15 protein-coding genes are annotated in these 18,524 nt (G+C 41.2%); 2 read left to right on the forward strand and 13 right to left on the reverse strand.

Features of this window, described 5'->3' with window-relative positions:
* Positions 1 to 93: 93 nt before the first annotated feature.
* Both IAE45_RS11060 and IAE45_RS11065 read right to left on the reverse strand, forming a co-directional pair.
* Positions 94 to 2,034: a glycoside hydrolase family 127 protein gene (locus IAE45_RS11060; RefSeq protein ID WP_200126211.1), complete on the reverse strand. Its 1,941-nt coding sequence runs from the start codon at positions 2,032 to 2,034 to the stop codon at positions 94 to 96.
* Positions 2,035 to 2,084: 50 nt separating this feature from the next.
* Positions 2,085 to 2,984, reverse strand: a complete 900-nt coding sequence (locus tag IAE45_RS11065; protein ID WP_200126212.1) for a helix-turn-helix domain-containing protein — start codon at positions 2,982 to 2,984, stop codon at positions 2,085 to 2,087.
* Between the two features lie 120 nt (positions 2,985 to 3,104).
* Between IAE45_RS11065 and IAE45_RS11070 the strand changes: the two genes are divergently transcribed.
* The gene (locus IAE45_RS11070; protein ID WP_200126214.1) at positions 3,105 to 4,367 is read left to right on the forward strand and encodes a glycoside hydrolase family 27 protein; all 1,263 of its coding nucleotides are present in this window, start codon (positions 3,105 to 3,107) and stop codon (positions 4,365 to 4,367) included.
* 66 nt (positions 4,368 to 4,433) lie between these two features.
* On the opposite strand, the gene IAE45_RS11075 is transcribed toward IAE45_RS11070, so the two are convergent.
* The 9 genes from IAE45_RS11075 to IAE45_RS11115 are packed head-to-tail and all read right to left on the reverse strand — an operon-like array spanning position 4,434 to position 13,572.
* Positions 4,434 to 5,624, reverse strand: coding sequence for an arabinan endo-1,5-alpha-L-arabinosidase (locus tag IAE45_RS11075; protein ID WP_200126216.1), 1,191 nt, complete (start codon positions 5,622 to 5,624; stop codon positions 4,434 to 4,436).
* A 51-nt stretch (positions 5,625 to 5,675) separates the two neighbouring features.
* Positions 5,676 to 5,942: a DUF6171 family protein gene (locus IAE45_RS11080; protein WP_140966217.1), complete on the reverse strand. Its 267-nt coding sequence runs from the start codon at positions 5,940 to 5,942 to the stop codon at positions 5,676 to 5,678.
* 3 nt (positions 5,943 to 5,945) lie between these two features.
* Positions 5,946 to 7,391 carry an alpha-N-arabinofuranosidase gene (locus IAE45_RS11085; RefSeq protein WP_195265329.1) on the reverse strand — a complete coding sequence of 482 codons (1,446 nt, stop codon included), beginning with the start codon at positions 7,389 to 7,391 and terminating at the stop codon, positions 5,946 to 5,948.
* On the reverse strand, positions 7,392 to 8,375 hold the full coding sequence (locus IAE45_RS11090) for a glycoside hydrolase family 43 protein (RefSeq protein ID WP_015508891.1): 984 nt from the start codon (positions 8,373 to 8,375) through the stop codon (positions 7,392 to 7,394).
* A gap of 3 nt (positions 8,376 to 8,378) precedes the next feature.
* A complete protein-coding gene (locus IAE45_RS11095; protein ID WP_200126218.1) occupies positions 8,379 to 9,806 on the reverse strand; it encodes a glycoside hydrolase family 43 protein in 1,428 nt (475 codons plus the stop codon).
* Positions 9,803 to 10,411 carry a DUF624 domain-containing protein gene (locus IAE45_RS11100; RefSeq protein ID WP_005232198.1) on the reverse strand — a complete coding sequence of 203 codons (609 nt, stop codon included), beginning with the start codon at positions 10,409 to 10,411 and terminating at the stop codon, positions 9,803 to 9,805. The genes IAE45_RS11095 and IAE45_RS11100 overlap by 4 nt, the downstream gene beginning before the upstream one ends.
* A gap of 4 nt (positions 10,412 to 10,415) precedes the next feature.
* Positions 10,416 to 11,249, reverse strand: coding sequence for a carbohydrate ABC transporter permease (locus IAE45_RS11105; protein WP_005232200.1), 834 nt, complete (start codon positions 11,247 to 11,249; stop codon positions 10,416 to 10,418).
* Positions 11,250 to 11,260: 11 nt separating this feature from the next.
* Entirely contained in the window at positions 11,261 to 12,175 is a 915-nt protein-coding gene (locus IAE45_RS11110; protein ID WP_034872060.1) for a carbohydrate ABC transporter permease, read from the reverse strand.
* Positions 12,176 to 12,231: 56 nt separating this feature from the next.
* A complete protein-coding gene (locus tag IAE45_RS11115) occupies positions 12,232 to 13,572 on the reverse strand; it encodes an ABC transporter substrate-binding protein (RefSeq protein ID WP_015508887.1) in 1,341 nt (446 codons plus the stop codon).
* A 375-nt stretch (positions 13,573 to 13,947) separates the two neighbouring features.
* Between IAE45_RS11115 and IAE45_RS11120 the strand changes: the two genes are divergently transcribed.
* The gene (locus IAE45_RS11120) at positions 13,948 to 14,838 is read left to right on the forward strand and encodes an ArsR/SmtB family transcription factor (protein ID WP_086293906.1); all 891 of its coding nucleotides are present in this window, start codon (positions 13,948 to 13,950) and stop codon (positions 14,836 to 14,838) included.
* A gap of 448 nt (positions 14,839 to 15,286) precedes the next feature.
* Here IAE45_RS11120 and IAE45_RS11125 read toward each other — a convergent pair whose 3' ends face one another.
* Both IAE45_RS11125 and IAE45_RS11130 read right to left on the reverse strand, forming a co-directional pair.
* On the reverse strand, positions 15,287 to 16,189 hold the full coding sequence (locus tag IAE45_RS11125; protein ID WP_200143128.1) for an alpha/beta hydrolase: 903 nt from the start codon (positions 16,187 to 16,189) through the stop codon (positions 15,287 to 15,289).
* A gap of 279 nt (positions 16,190 to 16,468) precedes the next feature.
* Positions 16,469 to 18,292 carry an APC family permease gene (locus tag IAE45_RS11130; RefSeq protein ID WP_200126235.1) on the reverse strand — a complete coding sequence of 608 codons (1,824 nt, stop codon included), beginning with the start codon at positions 18,290 to 18,292 and terminating at the stop codon, positions 16,469 to 16,471.
* Between the last annotated feature and the right edge of the window lie 232 nt (positions 18,293 to 18,524).

Below are 18,524 nucleotides of genomic sequence, written 5' to 3' on the forward strand. Positions count from 1 at the left end.
CAAATTAAAGAAATCATGCAACAAATCCAAGAAGGTTAGGTTTAGAAAAAAAAGAGCCTCCTTTTTGGGAAGCTCTTTGGCCCTGCTTACTTCTTACTCCTTTCCAACGAGCGGCAGCCAAACGCGCATTTCGCCTATGCCCCGATTGCCCCATAAATGGTATGGGATCAGTTGCCACGTACGAGGTATGACCGTTTCCGCTCGTTCTTCGTAAAGGGTTGTTCCCGACCATTCTTCGCTTTGGTAGCCTTTGATCGCCAAACGTAAAGTAGTTGGCAACAACGTATCCTCTTTCGAAAAGGTCGCCTCCAGCGCCTGTGGGTCGATGCGGCAACGCCAGAGTGCTTGACCATTGTCGGCTTCTTCTATGCAATACACGAAGGGGCCACGTTGCAATGCGACTTGATTGATAGCTTGAATAACTTGAGGATTCGCACGCAGGATTTGCAATGGTTGTTCAAAACGGATATTGGCCGTCACGTTTTCGACTGCCTCAAAGATGATTGCCTCGTTCGTCTCCTGCCATTCGTGTTCACTATCGATTTGAAACTTACTTAGTCCGTTAGGTTTGTGGATGATAAGCGTCTTTGGAATGCCTTGATAGCGAATCGTGAGGTCCTCTGTAAAAGGAAACCCGCCCGTTTGTTCAAACGTAAATTGATCAGGTTCTTCTAAACGGCTTGCTACAAATAAATTCACGTAAAGCTTCTCTTGATCGCAAGTGTAAACCAAGCGCTGCAGCGAAGCGACCATCCGTGCAAAATTCGGCGGACAACACGCACAACCGAGCCAATCGGGTCGTTGGGCTTTGACGTGACCTTTGCCAGGATTTTCTTGATCTCGTTGGGGATTGACCTCCAAAGGATTCACGTAGAAAAAGTGTTTGCCGTCAATTGCCGCACCAGAAAGGACGCTATTATACAACGCTCGTTCCATCGTCGCTAAATATTTTGGTTCATTGGTTAGTTTGAACAGCTCAAAAGAAAATTGGACCAATGCAATGGCAGCACAGGTTTCACAATACATCGTATCATTTGGCAAATCATAGGGACCGACAAAGGCTTCCCCGTGAACGGTTGAGCCGACGCCACCGGTCACATACATTTTCTTACAGGCGATGTCTTCCCAAATCGCTTCACAAGCGTCGATTAATTCTTGATCTTGGGTATGCTGGGCGACTTTTGCCATCCCGCTTGCCATATACAGCATTCGTACCGCATGACCTTTGGCTTCATGCTGCTTTTTAGGTTGATCGTAGGCTTGTAAATAGGTGAGGTCTACCCTTGGCGTTTCATCCGATAAGCCATCCGCTTGGTTTTTCAAAATTTCTTTTTCGTAAAAGGCAGGATCTTCCCCACGTACTTCAAGAAAGAAATCAGCTAATGTCAAATAGGTTTGTTTACCGGTGTATTCATACAAACGCACCAGCGCCAATTCAATCTCTTGATGGCCATCTGCACCTTGAATTTTTTCAGGCTCCCGCCCAAAATGCGTGCAAATATTGGCGATATTTTTCTCTGCCACGGTCAGTAATTTATCCTTGCCTGTCGCTTGATCATAAGCGATAGCCGCTTCGACTAAATGCCCGGCACAATAAAGTTCATGACTGAAATACAGCTGACGGTATTTTAACTTCGGTCGGGTCAATTGAAAGAAGGTATTTAAGTAGCCATCTGCTTCTTGCGCCGCAGCAACTAAGTCAATCACTTCATCTACTGTCTTTTCCAATTGCGGATCGCTAGTATTCAACAAGCTATACCCAGCTGACTCGATCCATTTGTAGACATCGCTATCTTGGAAAAACCAGCCGAAATGTTCTCCTTCCATTTGCCTTGCGGCGATGCGAAAATTCGCCAATGCATGGCTTTTCCCAGCTGGCAAATTGGGATCTTCCCGTTCTGCTTGAACATCTACATCGATTTCATCATTTAGGACTTGGTATTGGTAAGGAATCGTTTCTTTGCGAACAAGCTCTTGGTATCCTTGCCAAAACTCGTCCGTGAGCTGGATCTTGTTTAATGCGAATTCTTTCATTACGTTCTCCTGTTCTTTTACTTTTTTATGCTTGATCATTCAATTCATATTTACTTCATTAATAAAAAGTTCGGATCATCTCCTGTGATATGTTGCCCTGCCTCCTCTTTGATCGTTTGCTTATATAAGAGCTGGTAGGCTTTAGGACTCATGCCTTTTTTCTGTTTAAAGGTATTGCTAAAGTGCTGCCTGCTGTTGAATCCTGCTTGAGCGGCAATTTCGACGATTGGCAGCTGACTATTGCTTAGTAAAAATGCTGCCTGCTTCAGACGCTCACTGGTGAGAAAATGGTTGACCGTCACTCCCAGTTGCTCATGAAAGAGTTTATGCAAGTAGGCTTTCGTAATCCCCACCGCCGCTGCGATTTGGGGGACTTGAATATCTTCATCAAAATGCTGTTGAATATAGTCGATCGCAGCGTTCACATAGCAATTGCCCCGTTTGGTTTCTTTCGTACGTAATGAAAAGGCTAATTCCATCAGCATCCGCTTAAACAAGAGCTCAATCGTAAATTGCCGTTCAGCAGACGGTTGCTCTTGAGTATCATCGATCATTAGCAGCTGCAGCAATGACTTGATCGCTTGTCCAAATTGGCGGACATCGCGACTTTTCGCGTAAGGCTCATTCAATTGTACATTTCCTTTGATGTATGCAAAAACATCACGAACACAAAGGGCGGACGGTGTCTCACTTAGAAGAAATTCAATATTCAGTAATGTGCAGGAATCTCCTTCAACGAGTAAGGCGTGTTCCACAAACGCATTTATGAAAACGAAATCATTTCTTTCCAGAACAATTACTTGATCTTGCACCTTTATCTTACACTTCCCTTTGGTCACAAACATGATCTCACACGCTGGGTGTTGATGTGGATCCATGGAAAAACGCTCAAGGGCAACACTATAGTATGCTGTAATCTTCGCATAGTTTGTTTCTTGTGGAAACACCATTGATCAACTCCTTTTTCATTCGTTGACGATTTCTTTCTTTTTTATTTCTAGTAGACAAAACTTTCCCTCTCTTTTTTATTGCTTACTATACTATAAGAAAAACGTACTAGGAGGAAATCGATGTCTTTTTTACATTTTGCACAAACACCCCCAATGGGATGGAATTCTTGGGACTGCTATGGCGCTTCTGTAACCGAGGCAGAAGTGATCGCCCATGCTGATTTTATGGCAGAGCATTTGAAAGCTTATGGTTGGGAGTATGTCGTCGTGGATATTCAATGGAGCGAACCAGAAGCAAAGTCTACAAGGTACAATGATTTTTATCCGTTGTGTATGGACGACTATTCTCGCTTGATTCCTGCTGAGAACCGCTTCCCTTCAGCAACAGATGGCGCTGGTTTCAAAAAACTTGGTGACTATCTGCATCAAAAAGGGCTGAAGTTTGGTATCCATATCATGCGCGGCATTCCACGACAAGCAGTTCATCAAAATACGCCGATCAAAGGAACGGATAAACGGGCACGGGACATTGCTATGAATTCAATCTGTCCTTGGAATTCCGATATGTATGGGGTCGATGTTTCATTGCCTGAAGGACAGCTTTATTATGATTCCTTGCTCGAATTATATACTTCTTGGGGTGTTGACTTTATAAAGGTGGATGATATCGGCGATTCGAAAATTTACGGTGATGCCCATAAAGCAGAAATCAAAGCGATTCGCCGTGCGATCGATCGATCGGGTCGAGAGATCGTCCTTTCTTTGTCTCCCGGACCAGCTGCCCTCAAAAATGGTAGTTTCTTTCAAAATCATGCCAATATGTGGCGCTTGACGGATGACTTTTGGGATCATTGGGACGCCCTTTACTCCATGTTTGACCGAGCAGCAGAGTGGGCACCTTTCGTTCGTCCAGGTAACTGGCCTGACTGTGATATGCTACCGCTGGGTCATATCGGCATTCGAGCAGTTGATGGTGGCGGTGGTGACAGCTGGACACGTTTTACGAAAGACGAGCAATACTTATTGATGAGTTTATGGACGATCTTCCAATCTCCATTGATGTTCGGTGGTACTTTACCAGACATCGATCCTTTTACCTTACGTTTATTGACGAATACTGAAGTCTTAGAAATGTATCGAAGAATCCATACGAAAAAAGAGTTCTATCGTGATCAAGAGTGGATCATTTGGGAGGCGTTGAGCGACACAGCAGTCTACTATGCCATTTTCAATGTTTCTGATCAAACACAAACCATCCCAAAATCGATCGCTGCTTTACTACCAATTAAAAGCGGCACTGAGTTATGGCAACAAAAAGAACAAACAATTGCCGATGCTGAGGTTCCTACTCATGGTGTCCGATTATTCAAAGGCAGTATTTAGTAAAGCCGGCAGCAGCATACGTTTATAAGCAGCACAATGTAACCTACTCATTGTGCTGCTTGTTTTTTATTCTTCGTACACTTTTCGACCAAGAAACGCAACGCCTTGATCATTGATTCCAGAGAAAAACAACCTTTCTTTTTGGTCGATGTACTCATAATATGGGACAAATTCGTTTTCTCCCCACAAGTAACTTCGTCCTTCTTTTTTTAATGCTGTTATTTCTTGCAGTTGAGAAGATATAACTTGAGCTTCATGATCAAATTGGATGATTTCCCACTTTCCTAACAGAGTTTCCTGCTCTGGCATTCGTGAAACACTTCCTTGATAGATTGAAGCAGAGATTACTGGCCAGCCTGATTCCAGCCAATAGAGTTTACGTATCTGTAAATGGAATTGGTCACTGAATGGTTTTCTCCGTGCATGATGCACAACGAAGCTTTCTTTATTGGTTTGCGTAAAGATCGAATTATGACCAGGAGCGTATACAACTGGTTCTTCTGAGAACTGATAGCTGCCCAACAGTTTAGTCCCTACTTCGGTTGGCGTCTTTTCTTGATCCGTCATGGCCGTACCATGCCAGTCCAGATATGGCCCTGTAATTTCTTTTGCTCGTGCGACACGGATATTATACGAATCGTTAAGGGAGTCGAAAGAAACAAACAAATAATAATAATCGGTTTCAGGATGATAATAGATAAATGGGCCTTCAATAGCAGTATCAACTGTTTTCGGACGAAAAGCAATCCGTTGACCATAGCTCTTTTCTTGAAGTTTTCCAGTTTCTTTGTTCAATGGAGCAATATAGATTCCGCCAAAAAAAGAACCATAGACAAACCACTGCTCACCTGAGCGGTCAAAAGCAATATTGGCATCGATCGCGTTATGCTGTGCAAGAGTAGCATTGGTTTTAATAACCTCTCCTTGATCTTCCCAAGGGCCCAAAGGATCTGATGCTGTAGCTAAGCCAATAAAAGAAGTGGTACTGCCGAATGTCGAAGCAGAATAATACATACGGAATTCGTCCTTGTAGCGGATAACTTCCGGTGCCCATAGTCCTTGAGCTTTGCTCCATTTTACTGCTGGTTCAGGCATTTCTGACAATGCCTGTTTCTCAAATTGCCAATGGATCAAATCTTTTGAACGACGAATTGGTACACCTGCCGTTTTGGGCTGTTGGGTGTCCGTTGAATATAAATAAAAGGTGCCTTCATGTTCAATAATCGTAGGATCATGAACCCCATTGATCGCTGTCATGTCTTCCCTCATCTCCTAATTGATTTATGCTATTTTATAAAAACAGGACAGCTACTTGACGAGCTGTCCTGTTTGTTCCCACATTCCTGCAGGACAGTTTTTCTTAGCTAAGTTTGCGCGAAACCGATAAAAGCAGCCGCATTTGGTACAGGTATGATTCAATCGCAATGGACAAGCCTCACAAACAGCGATTCTCCTACTGACGATCTCCGGCGAAGCCAAGTCGCTTTCTAAAGAAAGTTGTTCTGCAATCAAGGATTCAATGTCTTCCTGTGCTGCTGCAGCAGCATCTTTCACTTCGCACCCTTTACAAGTCATGGGTCAGACTGTCAATGAGATCGTTAGAACACTCATTGCTGGCACCCGCAAGCTGACTTTGTTCTCTTCAACATTGTAAGCGGTGAAGTCTTGGATCACCACATCTTCAGGATGATCAAAATCATTGTGTGCGTTCATTTTGTCCCCCACGATATAACGAGCTTCTTTCACTTCATTGATCGCTGTTTCAAGGGAGAAAGATAATTCTTCCGTGCCTTGGGTAGCAAAATTACAAACCGATAGATGGATCGTATCCTCTTTTTTCGAAATCGTATACGTAATGGTATCACTACTAGTTCCATGGCTATCAATGGTTTCAGCATCTTGATGGACTTTGTACAAATCAAATACATGATAGCTTGGGGTTTTCACCATTTGTTCGCCATCTGTCAAAATCATCGCTTGCAGGACATTGACGGTTTGTGCGATATTTGCCATATGCACTCGCTTGGCATGTTTATGGAAAATATTCAAGGTGATCGCTGCGACCATGGCATCACGGATCGTATTTTGTTGGTATAAGAAGCCTGGATTCGTACCAGGTTCTGCTGAGAACCAAGTGCCCCATTCATCAACAATGATTCCCACACGCTGTTCTGGATCATACTGGTCCATGATCGCGCTGTGGCGGGTCAATAATTCATCCATGTAGGCTGCTTTTTCACAGGTCACTTGCCACTCTGCCTCATCAAATTCCAAGGCGCTACCTTTTTCTTCCCAGCCTTGCGGATGAACGTAGTAGTGCAAGCTTAGGCCGTCCATCAACCAATGGGCGTTTTTCATCAGCGTTTCTGTCCAATGATAGTCTGCGACATTCGCTCCGCCAGCAACTTTGTAGATTTTTTTGTCACCGTATTGGCGGACATAGGTTTGATAGCGGCGATACAGATCCGCATAGTACTCTGGCCGCATATTGCCGCCGCAGCCCCAGTTTTCGTTTCCTACGCCAAAGAATTTCATTTCCCACGCTTCTTCATGGCCATTTTCTCTGCGAAGATCAGCCATCGGAGAAATGCCATCCATCGTGATGTATTCCACCCATTCCGACATTTCTTGCACCGTTCCGCTGCCGACATTGCCGTTGACATACGCGTCACATTCCAGCTGCTTAATCAATTCAAAAAATTCATGGGTCCCGAAATGATTGTTTTCAGTCACGCCGCCCCAGTGCGTGTTGACCATCGTTTTGCGGTTTTCTTTAGGACCAATCCCGTCTTTCCAATGGTATTCATCGGCGAAGCAGCCGCCTGGCCAACGCAGCACAGGGATTTGAATGTTTTTCAGTGCTTCAACCACATCGATCCGCATCCCATTTTTATTTGGGATCGGTGAATCTTCTCCAACGTATAATCCTTCATAGATACAACGGCCTAGATGCTCTGCAAAATGACCGTAGATATATTTACTGATCGTTGTTCCTGATTTTGTGTTTTGAATGTTAATCGTCAATCAGTTCACCTTCATCTCTAATTTATTGTTTGCGACCGGCTCGCCAAAGACTGGGAATCCTTTTTCATCCCAAGTGAATGGTTGTGCAACTGCATGTCGATTCGGGTTTGCCAGAGGATCGCCTGCCTGATTTTTTTCTGGTCTTGCATGATAAACTAAAATGTCCTCACCATCTGCCCCTTTTGTAAAAGAGTTATGTCCCGGTCCATATTGAGAATTCCGTTCTGACGTTTGAAAGACTGGCTCTTGGGATTTGTGCCAAGAAAATCCATTCAATAAATCACTATTTTCGTCTGTCCACAATAATCCCATAGCGTAATTTTCATCTGTAGCACTGCCAGAATAAGTGATAAAAATCTTACCATTTCGCTTAAGCACGGCTGGTCCCTCATTCACCATGAAACCAATCTGTTCCCAAGGGTATTCAGGGATCGATAGTAAAAGCTGCTTTCCTTTTAGCGTCCATGGATTTTCCATTTCTGATAGATAAAGATTAGAGTTTCCTGGAATTCTTGGATCTTGTTGCGCCCAAACATAATAAAGTTTCTCCTGATGTTCAAACACAGTTGCATCCAAACTAAAGCTTTCAAATTGCGTGATGACCTGTCCTTTTTCTTCCCATTCCCCTTCAAAAGGGTCACTTGCATTATTTTCGATCACGAACATTCGATGATGATGATTTTCATTTCTGATCTCTTCATTATCACTCGCGGCAAAATAGATATACCACTTATCAGCGATAAAATGAATTTCTGGCGCCCAAATCAATTCACTCATTGGTCCCGACTCATGTGCCTGCCAAACCGTCTTTCTTTCCGCATCTTCCAGTTCATTGAGGCTTTTCGCTCGTCTAAGTTCAATCGACTGATACCCAGGAACTGAACCTGTAAAATAATAGTAACCATCGGAATGTAAATATACCCAAGGGTCTGCTCGTTCATACACGATTGGATTTTGTATTGTCTCTGCATTTGCTTTTGCCATACCTTACTCCTCATTCCTAACAATAAATAATGGTAATCCTGTTTCGGAGGTACCTGTAAATGTCATTACTTGCTTTTGCTGATTTTCATCCCAGCCGGAAAGAAACTTCCCTTTGTAAACAGTGTCATCGATAACCACACTTGAATCTTCTTGACTATTCTTTTCTGCTAGTTCCCATGTTCCAGTGCGATCACCTTTGATCGTGCCATTTTTTTCAACTGTAATTTCCTGTGGTTCTTTCAAATCATCCGTTAAAAACTTGTCAAAGGAAATCAGCGTATAGGCACCCGTAACTTGATTCTTTGTATAGTCAGCAATCGTTTCTTCGCTGTATCTCAATGGAGAAACAACCGGCCAGCCTGCTTCTGTGAAAAACATTTGATGGACTCTCACAGAATGGTATTCTCCGCTATTTGGAAAACGTGTATGGAAAATCAGGTAATATTGATTGGTTTCTTCATCATAATAGGTCGAGTTGTGACCTGGCGAAACATAGCCCACCCCTTCATTGCTCGTATTTTCGGTATATAGGAAGTTCCCCATAATTTTAGTTCCGAAGTCTTGAATACTTGCGTCATCAAAAACCGTTCCAAATTTCCCTTTGACCTCAGCCATTGGATTTCCTTGGCTGTCTTCATAAGGACCATCGGGATTCTTTGACCGCGCGACTCGAAGGTTATATCCACCGTCTGCATCTAGCCCACCAAATGAAGTGAACAAGTAATAGTAGCCATTTTCTTGATTATATTGAATGTATGGTGCTTCGATGCGACTGTGATTTCCGCCCATCAAATGTGTTCCGTAAGAATTGCGATCTTTAGGCAAACCCGTTTCATCATCCATTTCTAGGATAAAAATCCCACCTGAGTATGATCCATAGACCATCCATAATTTTCCTTCATTGTCATAAAAAACATGAGGATCGATCGCATTTGGATGAATCGCTGCATTGTACGCTTCACCAAACTGCGGAGAGGTTCCTGAATAAAGAAAAGATTCGACTTTTTCATAAGGACCTTCAATAGAGTCAGATACCGCCACTCCCATTACGGAGAGCGGTGAAGTTCCTTGACACAAACAATAGTACAAATAGTATTTTCCATTCTTAAACTGTTGGATATCACTAGCCCATAACGTATCTGTCTGTGCGTACTCAAACTCTTCTGCCAATTCTTCTCGAATATTCTCAAATAGTGTATCTTCAGATACTGAATTAGATATCTGCTCCCACTTCATCAAATCCTGAGACTTGGCAAATTGCATATGTGATCCAATAATATAAAATGTATCATCCGCTTTGATCACCGATGGGTCATGGACACTAACATCGGCAAACTCAGGAGGGGACAAGACTTCTTCAACTGCAGAAGCAGTACAGCCAGATAAAAGAACCATTAGAGGAACACACGAGAAAAGAAATTTTTTGATCATGATTTTAACAATCCTTTCTTGCTATAGCCTGACAACAAGCACTTGCTGGCACTGTACAAAAAGATTGAAATTGCGACAAAAAAGAACCAATGATACGCCATGCTAACAATTGAAAATGTGAGAACCATCAAAAGGCAAAGAAACGATTCTTTTGGTAACAAGAATGGACTCGTCAATGAAAAAACGGCTTTTTTCCTCCACTTATCTTTACTCAATCGAGTGACTAAGGATAAATTGATCAATACTAAAATCACATAACTGAACAAAAACAAAAGTGGCCATTGGAAAAATGCTCTCATTAGATCACTTTGCTGCACAATCAGCAATTCCAAATAGAGAATGCCTAGAATAAGTGGAAATATAAAGACCCGCCATTTGTATAAGCGAATGGCTGACACATAGTTTTTCCAAAATAAAGTCAATACTTCTATATAAGAGTAATAGCCTGTAAATAGATCCTCTTTATTTAGAATCGTTAAGACAGCAACAGTACTGGGAACAAAGCCGACCACAAAAAAACCAGCTAAAATACCTAGAAGCCACAAAATATTTAGTTCTATCAGAAGTACGAATGCATTTAGCCAGTTCATTGCTTTTAGAAACATCTACTCACCCTTTCATTCCAGAAAGTGCAACTGATTCAATAATTTGCTTTTGGAAAATAATAAATACGATCAAAACCGGAAGTAATGAAACAACGGAAGCTGCCATAATCAACGGATAATCCGTTTGAATTGCATAGGCGGCATTTAAGTTTGCGATCACTACTTGCAATGTTTGTTTTTCTGGACTATTCAAGTAGATCAATGGTGCTAAGTAGTCATTCCAAGCGCCCATAAACCATAAAATAAATTGAGCAGCAACTGCTGGACGAATCAACGGGAAAATCAATTGGATAAAGGTTTGTAAATAGCCCGCCCCATCAATTTTTGCCGCCTCAACGATCGAATCAGGAATATTAGATAAATATTGTCGCAAAAAGAAAATCATCGTGATATTCCCAAACATTCCCGGAATGATCAATGGTAATAACGTATCAACCCAGCCAATTTGGGAGAACATCATAAATTGTGGGATCATCACCGCTGGATAGGGAATCATCAAAGCGGCTAAAAGAATTAGAAATAGCGCATCTTTATGCGGCATCCGTAATTTGGCAAATGAGAAGGCAGCTAAACTGGATGTCAGAGTACCTACAACAGTTACAGAAAGTGAAACGATCACTGTATTTTTAATCCCTGAGAACAAAGTGTCCAGCTCAGATAAACGTTTGTACGCATCAAATTGTACTGGGTCTGGAATCCATTGAGGTGGCAGCTGGAAGACGCCAGCTCGGTCTTTTAGCGATGTTGAGATCATCCAAAGTAACGGCCCCACCATAATAACTGCTCCAAGGGAGAGAATTAAAATAATGAGTACGTTGCTTATTTTCAGTTTTTTCATTCTTTTCCCTCCTAATCTAATTTATAGCTTGAACGATTGTTCATATAGAATTGGAATGCTGTTATCACAAAAACCAATACTGCTAGAATCAACGCCATACTGCTTGCATAACCCATTTGCCAATTTCTGAAAGCTTTTTGCCAGATATACCAAACGACCGTAGCACTGCTATATTGTGGTCCGCCAGTTGGTGTCATAATGTTTATTTCCGTAAAGATTTGTGAGCCGCCGATAATATTCGTAACGACTAAAAAGAAAGTGACTGGTCTAACCATCGGCCAAGTGATATTGCGAAACTTTTGAAAAGAAGAAGCACCATCTAATTCTGCTGCTTCATAAAAGGTTTTGGGTACACTTTGAATCGCTGCCAAGTACAAGAGCATCGAATAGCCCAAGCCTTTCCAAACAGACATAATAATAATTGCCGGTTTGACTGTTGATGGGTTTTGCAACCAGTTAGGGCCGCTGATACCGAAGATATCCAAGACCTGATTGACTAAACCAAAATCACCATTGTAAGCCCATTGCCACAAAATCGAAATGGCTGCTAATGATGAGATGACTGGAATATAATAGATTGTTCGAAAAATCGTCGTTCCTTTAATTCCTCTGCTCAGTGCTGATGCCAGCATAAATGACAAAATCAAACCGATTGGAATTCCTAACATCAAAAAGACGGTATTAAACATCGTCTTATAGAAGTACTCATCTCTAAAAAGCTTCTGAAAGTTCTCAAGACCGATAAAATTCATTTGCCCTAGACCGTTCCAATCTGTAAAGGCAGCATAAACCGAATAGCCCAAAGGTATCAATGAAAACAAAATAAATCCTAAAACTGGAAGTAGAACGAACAAGAAAGCAACTTTGTGCTCTTTTGCATAAAGACTATTTTTATTTTTTGTTTTTTTTATTTCCACTTGTTCCATTACGCGTCCCTCCATAAAAATCTTTGGGGTCACATAGATATGTGACCCCAGTGAGTCTATCTTGCTGTTTCTTGTTGGCGAATCGCTGAGTCTAGTTTTTCTTGCATCTTAGGTTGAACTTCTTTTAAATAATCCGCTGCCGTTTGATCTCCATCTAACACAGGTTGGATATTGATAAAGAATTCATCGTACCATTCTGCATTGTAGGTTGTTGCTACTGGCAAAGCGCGACCATAATCTTGGACGATGTCAATAAATTCTTGTTTATTATTAGGCACACTATCCGTATCAGAAGCCCATTCTTCAGCCATATCAATCAGGTTAGGAATTTGAATCTGTGCGTCTACTAATTGTTGTTGTCCTTCTTCAGATGCACTTAAATATTCAACTAATTTCACTGCTTCTTCTGGATGTTTGGTTTTGCTGGCAACACCAATTCCTAAAGAACCGATATACGTTGCAGATTCGCCTGTAGAGCCTGCTGGCCAAGGCATCAAGTCATACTCAAAATCTAATCCAGCATACGTACTCATATCCCAAGGTCCTACAGGAAAGAAAGCAATCTCCCCATTCATCCATCTTTGATACGTATCCAATGTTTGTGCATCAGAAATTGAAGGGGTGAGTTCATGCACATTTTGCAGATCCGCAAACCATTGCAATGCTTCCGCAAATTCTGGTGTATCGACTGTAACGGTATCTTTGGCTTCGTTGATCCAATCTGCTCCGTTACTCCAAACAAAAGCTTGTAAACTCCAGTTTACGTTAAATCCTGTTGCCCATTGGTCAAGATTTCCATCTCCATCAGAATCCTTCGTCAACTGTTTAGATACTTCAACGAATTCATCCCATGTATAAGGCGTATCTGTATCTGGCAAATCAATACCAGCTTCTTTAAACATGTCTTTGTTATATCCTAAAGCAAATGGTCCAACATCTTTTGGTAATCCATACAAAGCACCGCTACCAACTTTTTCACCATCATACCGATAACTGTTTACCCCATATTCCCAAATGTTTGAAAGATCAAAATCTGAATTCTCAATTTCATCCGTAATATCTAGCAAAACACCATTATCAACGTAAGCCATTAGATTGCTTTGTTCTACATAGAAAACATCGGGCATATTACCGCCTGAGATTGCCGCTTGCAGCTTTGTTGCATATTGATCAGCATCTGTGGCAATAATCTTAACGCTTACATCATTTTCTTCCTCAAATTGTTTAATTGCTGTTTCATAGGCTTTCTTCTCGTCCTCGCCACCTCGAAACATAAACGTAATTTCTTTACTTCCGCTATCATCACCTGAACTATTATTACTGTTTCCGCAGGCCCCTAATACCAAACTACTTAAACCTAGAACTGCTCCCGAAAAAATAACCTTTTTGATGTTCATCTTTTCCATCCTCTCAAGTTTTATAGATATTTGCAGGTATGTTATCACATTTGTTCATTGACATCTCTTAAAAAAGACCTTACTAACTGCTCATAATAATTCCTAACACCTAAGATGTTTCCTATAAAGAAGCCTATAAACAATTCACAAAAACAAAACATAGAAATTGATGTTTGCAAACACTTTCAATTTACAAATAAATCATAACTTGATTTGTAATCGCTGTCAACAATATTTTGATTAATTTATTCAAGATAATATCTATATTAATTAATAAATATATTAATAACTAACGAAATAAACAACGCTATTTACACAAATTAGCAAATATGTTAACATTCAAGTAAATCAAACAGTTTATGCGGAGGTGACACGATGCAATTAGAAATCAATCAAGAAGCATTGCCAGTCTATGAGGCACTTGCCAGTAACGTGCGAATCAAAATCATTCAATTGCTGGCTAAAAACAAGATGAATGTCAAAGAGTTGGCACAAGAGTTAGGCTTAAGTAGTGCCATCGTTACGATGCACATCAAAAAATTAGAGGAAGCCAAAATCATCAAAACAGAGCGTGTGGGGCAAAAAAAGATTTCCAGTTTGAGAGTGGATCATATCGATATCAACTTTCCTGAGAAAATCTTTAATGCCTTTGATACGAAAGAAACGGCGATACCGATCGGTCATTATACAAATTATTCGGTAGAACCAACGTGCGGGCTTGCTACTTCAGCTGATTTTGTGGGAATGGTGGATGAACCGAAGTTTTTCATGGATCCCCGACGAATGGATGCCCGCATCTTGTGGTTTACGAAAGGATTTGTCGAATACCAATCGCCAAACTTCTTAGCAAAAGAAGAAAAACTCGAAATGATGGAGATTTCAATGGAAGTTTCGTCTGAATTTCCTTTTTCCAATAACAACTGGCCGTCAGATATCACCTTCAGCTTAAATGGTGTGGAGCTTGGTACATGGACTAGCCCAGGGGATTTTGCAGATATTCGCGGCAAGTATACACCGGATTGGTATCCAGACAATCTCAATCAGTACGGGTTATTAAAGACGATTCGCATCATGGATCATGGAACCTACATGGAAGGTGTTCCTCTTTCCGACATTACGATCAAGGATATACCTGCCTACGAAGATACGTGGCATTTAAAAGTGGAAGTCAAAGAAGATGCCGAGCATGTCGGCGGTTGTACCCTCTTTGGCAAGGGGTTTGGGAATTACGATCAAGATATCAAACTAAAAATGTTTTATAGCTAAAACAACTAATAAGGAATTGTCTATTAGAACGAAGCTGCATATAAAGTCGCTTTTATTTCGTATCCCAAAAATTAGTCTAAAAACTGATTTCCAGTAAGGCCTGTCCTACTGAATAAATAATTCAAGAATTTAAACTATTTAAATTTATTTATTACAGGGTTTTAAATGAAACCGTAACGCATCTATGCAAAGTTGATTTATTCTTGAAAAATAAATTTTCAAGTTAAACCTTCACCTCAGCAGCTTTATCCATGATCTCAAAATTTCAATCCAGTGGTTAGACAAAGTGCATTTCTTGAAAGAGTTAGACCCTTTTCAGTATTCAAGTAAACAAAAAAAGAGTTGATCAGCATGTCTCCTTTTGGAGACACCGATCAAACTCAATCACTCATATTCAAATCTAGCATTGCTTAGATTATTACCTTGTGACTAGTAAACTATCGCTCATTTATTGCGTATATTTTTTTAAGAAAGACACGATGTTTTTTAGTACAGCCTCACAGAAGAAAAGACTGCCGCCGTGATCCGCATTATCTATAGCATAAAATTCAGCTGTTACTTCATACGATTGACAGTGAGCAAATAATTCGACACTTTGTTCAAATGGCACCACTGTATCAAGATTGCCATGCATGATTAGTAAGGGGGCTAATTGTTTATTTTTCTTCAGGTAATAAGGTACAGATGCTTTTTCAGCTTCTTCTTTATGATCTTTTGGTATTTTCCCACCCAGTAATTGACTCTCGGGACTTTCAATATGAGTATGGTCTACTGAAGAAGGATAATCAGCAATCGTCGTTAAATCTGAAACTCCATATAAATCGATACATCCTCTAATTGGTGGTAAGGGAGTTGTCGAAGAGTCTAAGAAAGGTTGATTCCAAGTTGCCCAACACAATAAAGCAGTGTGTCCCCCGCTGGAATCACCTGATAAAAACAAGTTTGTTGTATCTATAGAGTATTCTTCAGCTTTTGTCATTAAAAAACGAATTGCTTGCTTACAATCTTCCACTTGCTTTGGGAAAATCCCCTCAGGAATCGGAGTATACTCGATAATAGCCACAATATAGCCATTTGTTACCACTTCTTTTAAATCTAGCAAATGATTATTTAGATTTTGCTTCATCCATGCAGATCCTTGGATATGAAAAACAAGGGGATATTTCTTCTTTTTGTTTTGCTGTTCGGGAAACATCATGCGGATACGTCTTTTTTTACCATCTTGGGTTTGATAATAGCTGTCTTGTGCTTCGATTTTGCCTCGAATATTTTTAGGATCTCCAGGGATTATTACCATTCCGTCAATCTTTGCTCGAGACTTATTCACCATACTGTTATTCTTGGAACTCATTTCTTCCTCCATCATTTCGACTTTAACTAATATTGTTTCAAAAATAGCGCTTTCTCGCGCTCTTGTCAATCTCTTTTATTTTCTAAACTCACAAATTTTTCCTTAAACAGATTGAAAAAATTGTTACTAGAAAGCCTACATACAGTTTCTATAACTTTCATATTTATTTCCCGCAATGAAAGAGCGACATTCGCCCCTCCTCAATCGCTTCTTAGCTCTGCAGCATCAAGGAAAACGAAAAAAGCTGGTTGATCCTACAAAGGATCAATCAGCTTTTTGTTATTTCTTCAAATGGTAACTGTACGTACTTACAATGATGTTTTCACGCCAAGAGAGTCTGAAACGCAAGCGCAGGCTTGTTTGGTTGTGCAAAATATTTTGCCAGCGACGTCTTGGGACAAACTGTGGAATGATGACGGTCGTTGTGTAATTGTGTTTGGCTGCATTGCGGCTGACTAGATCCACATAACGTAAGATGGGATTTTCAATCGAACGATAAGAAGAATGAACGACGGAGAAACGCACGTCTGGGAATTTTTGCTTAAATTCTTGTTCGATTTCTTTTTCTTTCTTCACATCTTCATCCAACGATACGTGCATCGCTACGACATAATCACCAATCGATTGGGCATAGTTCAATGCGCCGATATTTACTCGGGTAACATTTCCGACGAGAACGATCACGGTATTTCCTTCATAGACATGCAGTGCTTCTTGTTTTTCCAATCGCAGCTGTTCTGCGACTTTTTTATAATGATCATGGATCTTGTAAAAGATATACAAGAGGATCGGCATGATAATAAAGAATGGCCAAATATCGCCTAAGCGATACACGAACAAGATGGCAATGATCGCAAAAGAAATCAAAGCCCCAATGATGTTGGCGATCGATTTAAAGAACCAGCCTTTGCCTTCTTTTTTCCATTTGATCACCATTCCGCTTTGGGATAGTGCAAAAGGAATGAATACCCCGATGGAATACAACGGAATCAAACGCTCGGTCGATCCTTGGAAGATAAACAATAGGACGATGGAACCAGCAGCCAAGGTGATGATCCCGTTTGAGTAGCCGAGACGGTCCCCACGGTCTTGATACATGTGTGGCATATATTTGTCTTTGGCTAAGTTATACGCCAACACGGGGAAGGCAGAAAATCCAGTATTTGCGGCAACTGCTAAAATCAGCGCTGTGGCAAATTGCAAAACGTAGTACATAAACCCATGACCAAAAACGGCGGAACCGATTTGAGATAGAACGGTCACTTCTGTTTCTGGTACGATACCATACCAATAGTTGATAAAAGTGATGCCGACAAAGAAGAACCCTAAGATCGCAGCCATGATCGTCAAGGTCGCAGCTGCATTTTTCGCCCGTGGTTTTTTGAAAAATGGCACCGCGTTACTGATCGCTTCGACCCCCGTCAAAGAAGAGGAACCTGATGAGAAAGCCCGTAAGATCAAGGCTACGGATACCCCAGGCACCACAGCTCCTGGCAGTGCGGTTGCATTCAACGGTTGCGCACCAGTTACGATGTTGTACAAGCCGACCACGATCAAGACTGTGATCACTGCGATAAAGGTGTAGACAGGAATCATTAAGAAGCTAGCTGATTCTCGCAGCCCTCGCAGATTCATCATCATGATCAAGAGCACGATCACAACAGAAATCGCCACTTGATGGCCGAACAACGCTGGCACAGCAGAAGTGATGGCTTCCGCCCCTGCTGAGACGGATACTGCTACTGTCAGCATATAATCGATCAACAGTGAGCCGCCGGCAATCAGGCCCGCATTTTTCCCTAAATTTTCACTACTTACTACATACGCCCCACCACCGTGAGGGTAAGCATGAATGATCTGACGGTAAGACAAGGTCAATGAAATCAAAAGAATAATAACAAAAGCAGCGATCGGTAATGAATACCAGATAGCAGCAGCGGAAAGTGCCACTAATACGACAACGATCTGCTCTGTCCCATAAGCAATCGAAGACAAAGCATCAGAAGATAGCAACGCAAGGGCCGCCGTCCGGCTCAGTTTTTGTTCATCATTCTCTGCGGATTTCAATGGACGTCCGACCAACAAACGTTTCAAATACTCCACTTTTTCTACACTCCTTTTCATGAAAAAATCCTTCGTTAAACTTGTAACGATATCCTCACAAATATTGAATTATCAAGACTGTATGCTACTCTTGTAACCGCGAAAAGTCAATGAAAATCAGATGAAAAAACGACCCTTTTTCCCTCTTTTGATTATTAGAAATTTCACGTGATGGCACAAAGGGGGCGTGACATAAGTTAACTAGTTACGCTCTCCAAAATATAAGGAGCAC

Origin of the sequence: Enterococcus sp. S53 (assembly GCF_016516865.1) — a bacterium.
GTDB lineage: Bacteria > Bacillota > Bacilli > Lactobacillales > Enterococcaceae > Enterococcus_D > Enterococcus_D innesii.

Bases quoted from the DNA above. Each gene is read 5' to 3' on its own strand.
- IAE45_RS11060 (WP_200126211.1), bottom strand. From the start codon at position 2,034: ATGAAAGAATTCGCATTAAACAAGATCCAGCTCACGGACGAGTTTTGG.
- IAE45_RS11065 (WP_200126212.1), bottom strand. From the start codon at position 2,984: ATGGTGTTTCCACAAGAAACAAACTATGCGAAGATTACAGCATACTAT.
- IAE45_RS11070 (WP_200126214.1), top strand. From the start codon at position 3,105: ATGTCTTTTTTACATTTTGCACAAACACCCCCAATGGGATGGAATTCT.
- IAE45_RS11075 (WP_200126216.1), bottom strand. From the start codon at position 5,624: ATGACAGCGATCAATGGGGTTCATGATCCTACGATTATTGAACATGAA.
- IAE45_RS11080 (WP_140966217.1), bottom strand. From the start codon at position 5,942: ATGACTTGTAAAGGGTGCGAAGTGAAAGATGCTGCTGCAGCAGCACAG.
- IAE45_RS11090 (WP_015508891.1), bottom strand. From the start codon at position 8,375: ATGGCAAAAGCAAATGCAGAGACAATACAAAATCCAATCGTGTATGAA.
- IAE45_RS11095 (WP_200126218.1), bottom strand. From the start codon at position 9,806: ATGATCAAAAAATTTCTTTTCTCGTGTGTTCCTCTAATGGTTCTTTTA.
- IAE45_RS11100 (WP_005232198.1), bottom strand. From the start codon at position 10,411: ATGTTTCTAAAAGCAATGAACTGGCTAAATGCATTCGTACTTCTGATA.
- IAE45_RS11105 (WP_005232200.1), bottom strand. From the start codon at position 11,249: ATGAAAAAACTGAAAATAAGCAACGTACTCATTATTTTAATTCTCTCC.
- IAE45_RS11110 (WP_034872060.1), bottom strand. From the start codon at position 12,175: ATGGAACAAGTGGAAATAAAAAAAACAAAAAATAAAAATAGTCTTTAT.
- IAE45_RS11115 (WP_015508887.1), bottom strand. From the start codon at position 13,572: ATGAACATCAAAAAGGTTATTTTTTCGGGAGCAGTTCTAGGTTTAAGT.
- IAE45_RS11120 (WP_086293906.1), top strand. From the start codon at position 13,948: ATGCAATTAGAAATCAATCAAGAAGCATTGCCAGTCTATGAGGCACTT.
- IAE45_RS11125 (WP_200143128.1), bottom strand. From the start codon at position 16,189: ATGAGTTCCAAGAATAACAGTATGGTGAATAAGTCTCGAGCAAAGATT.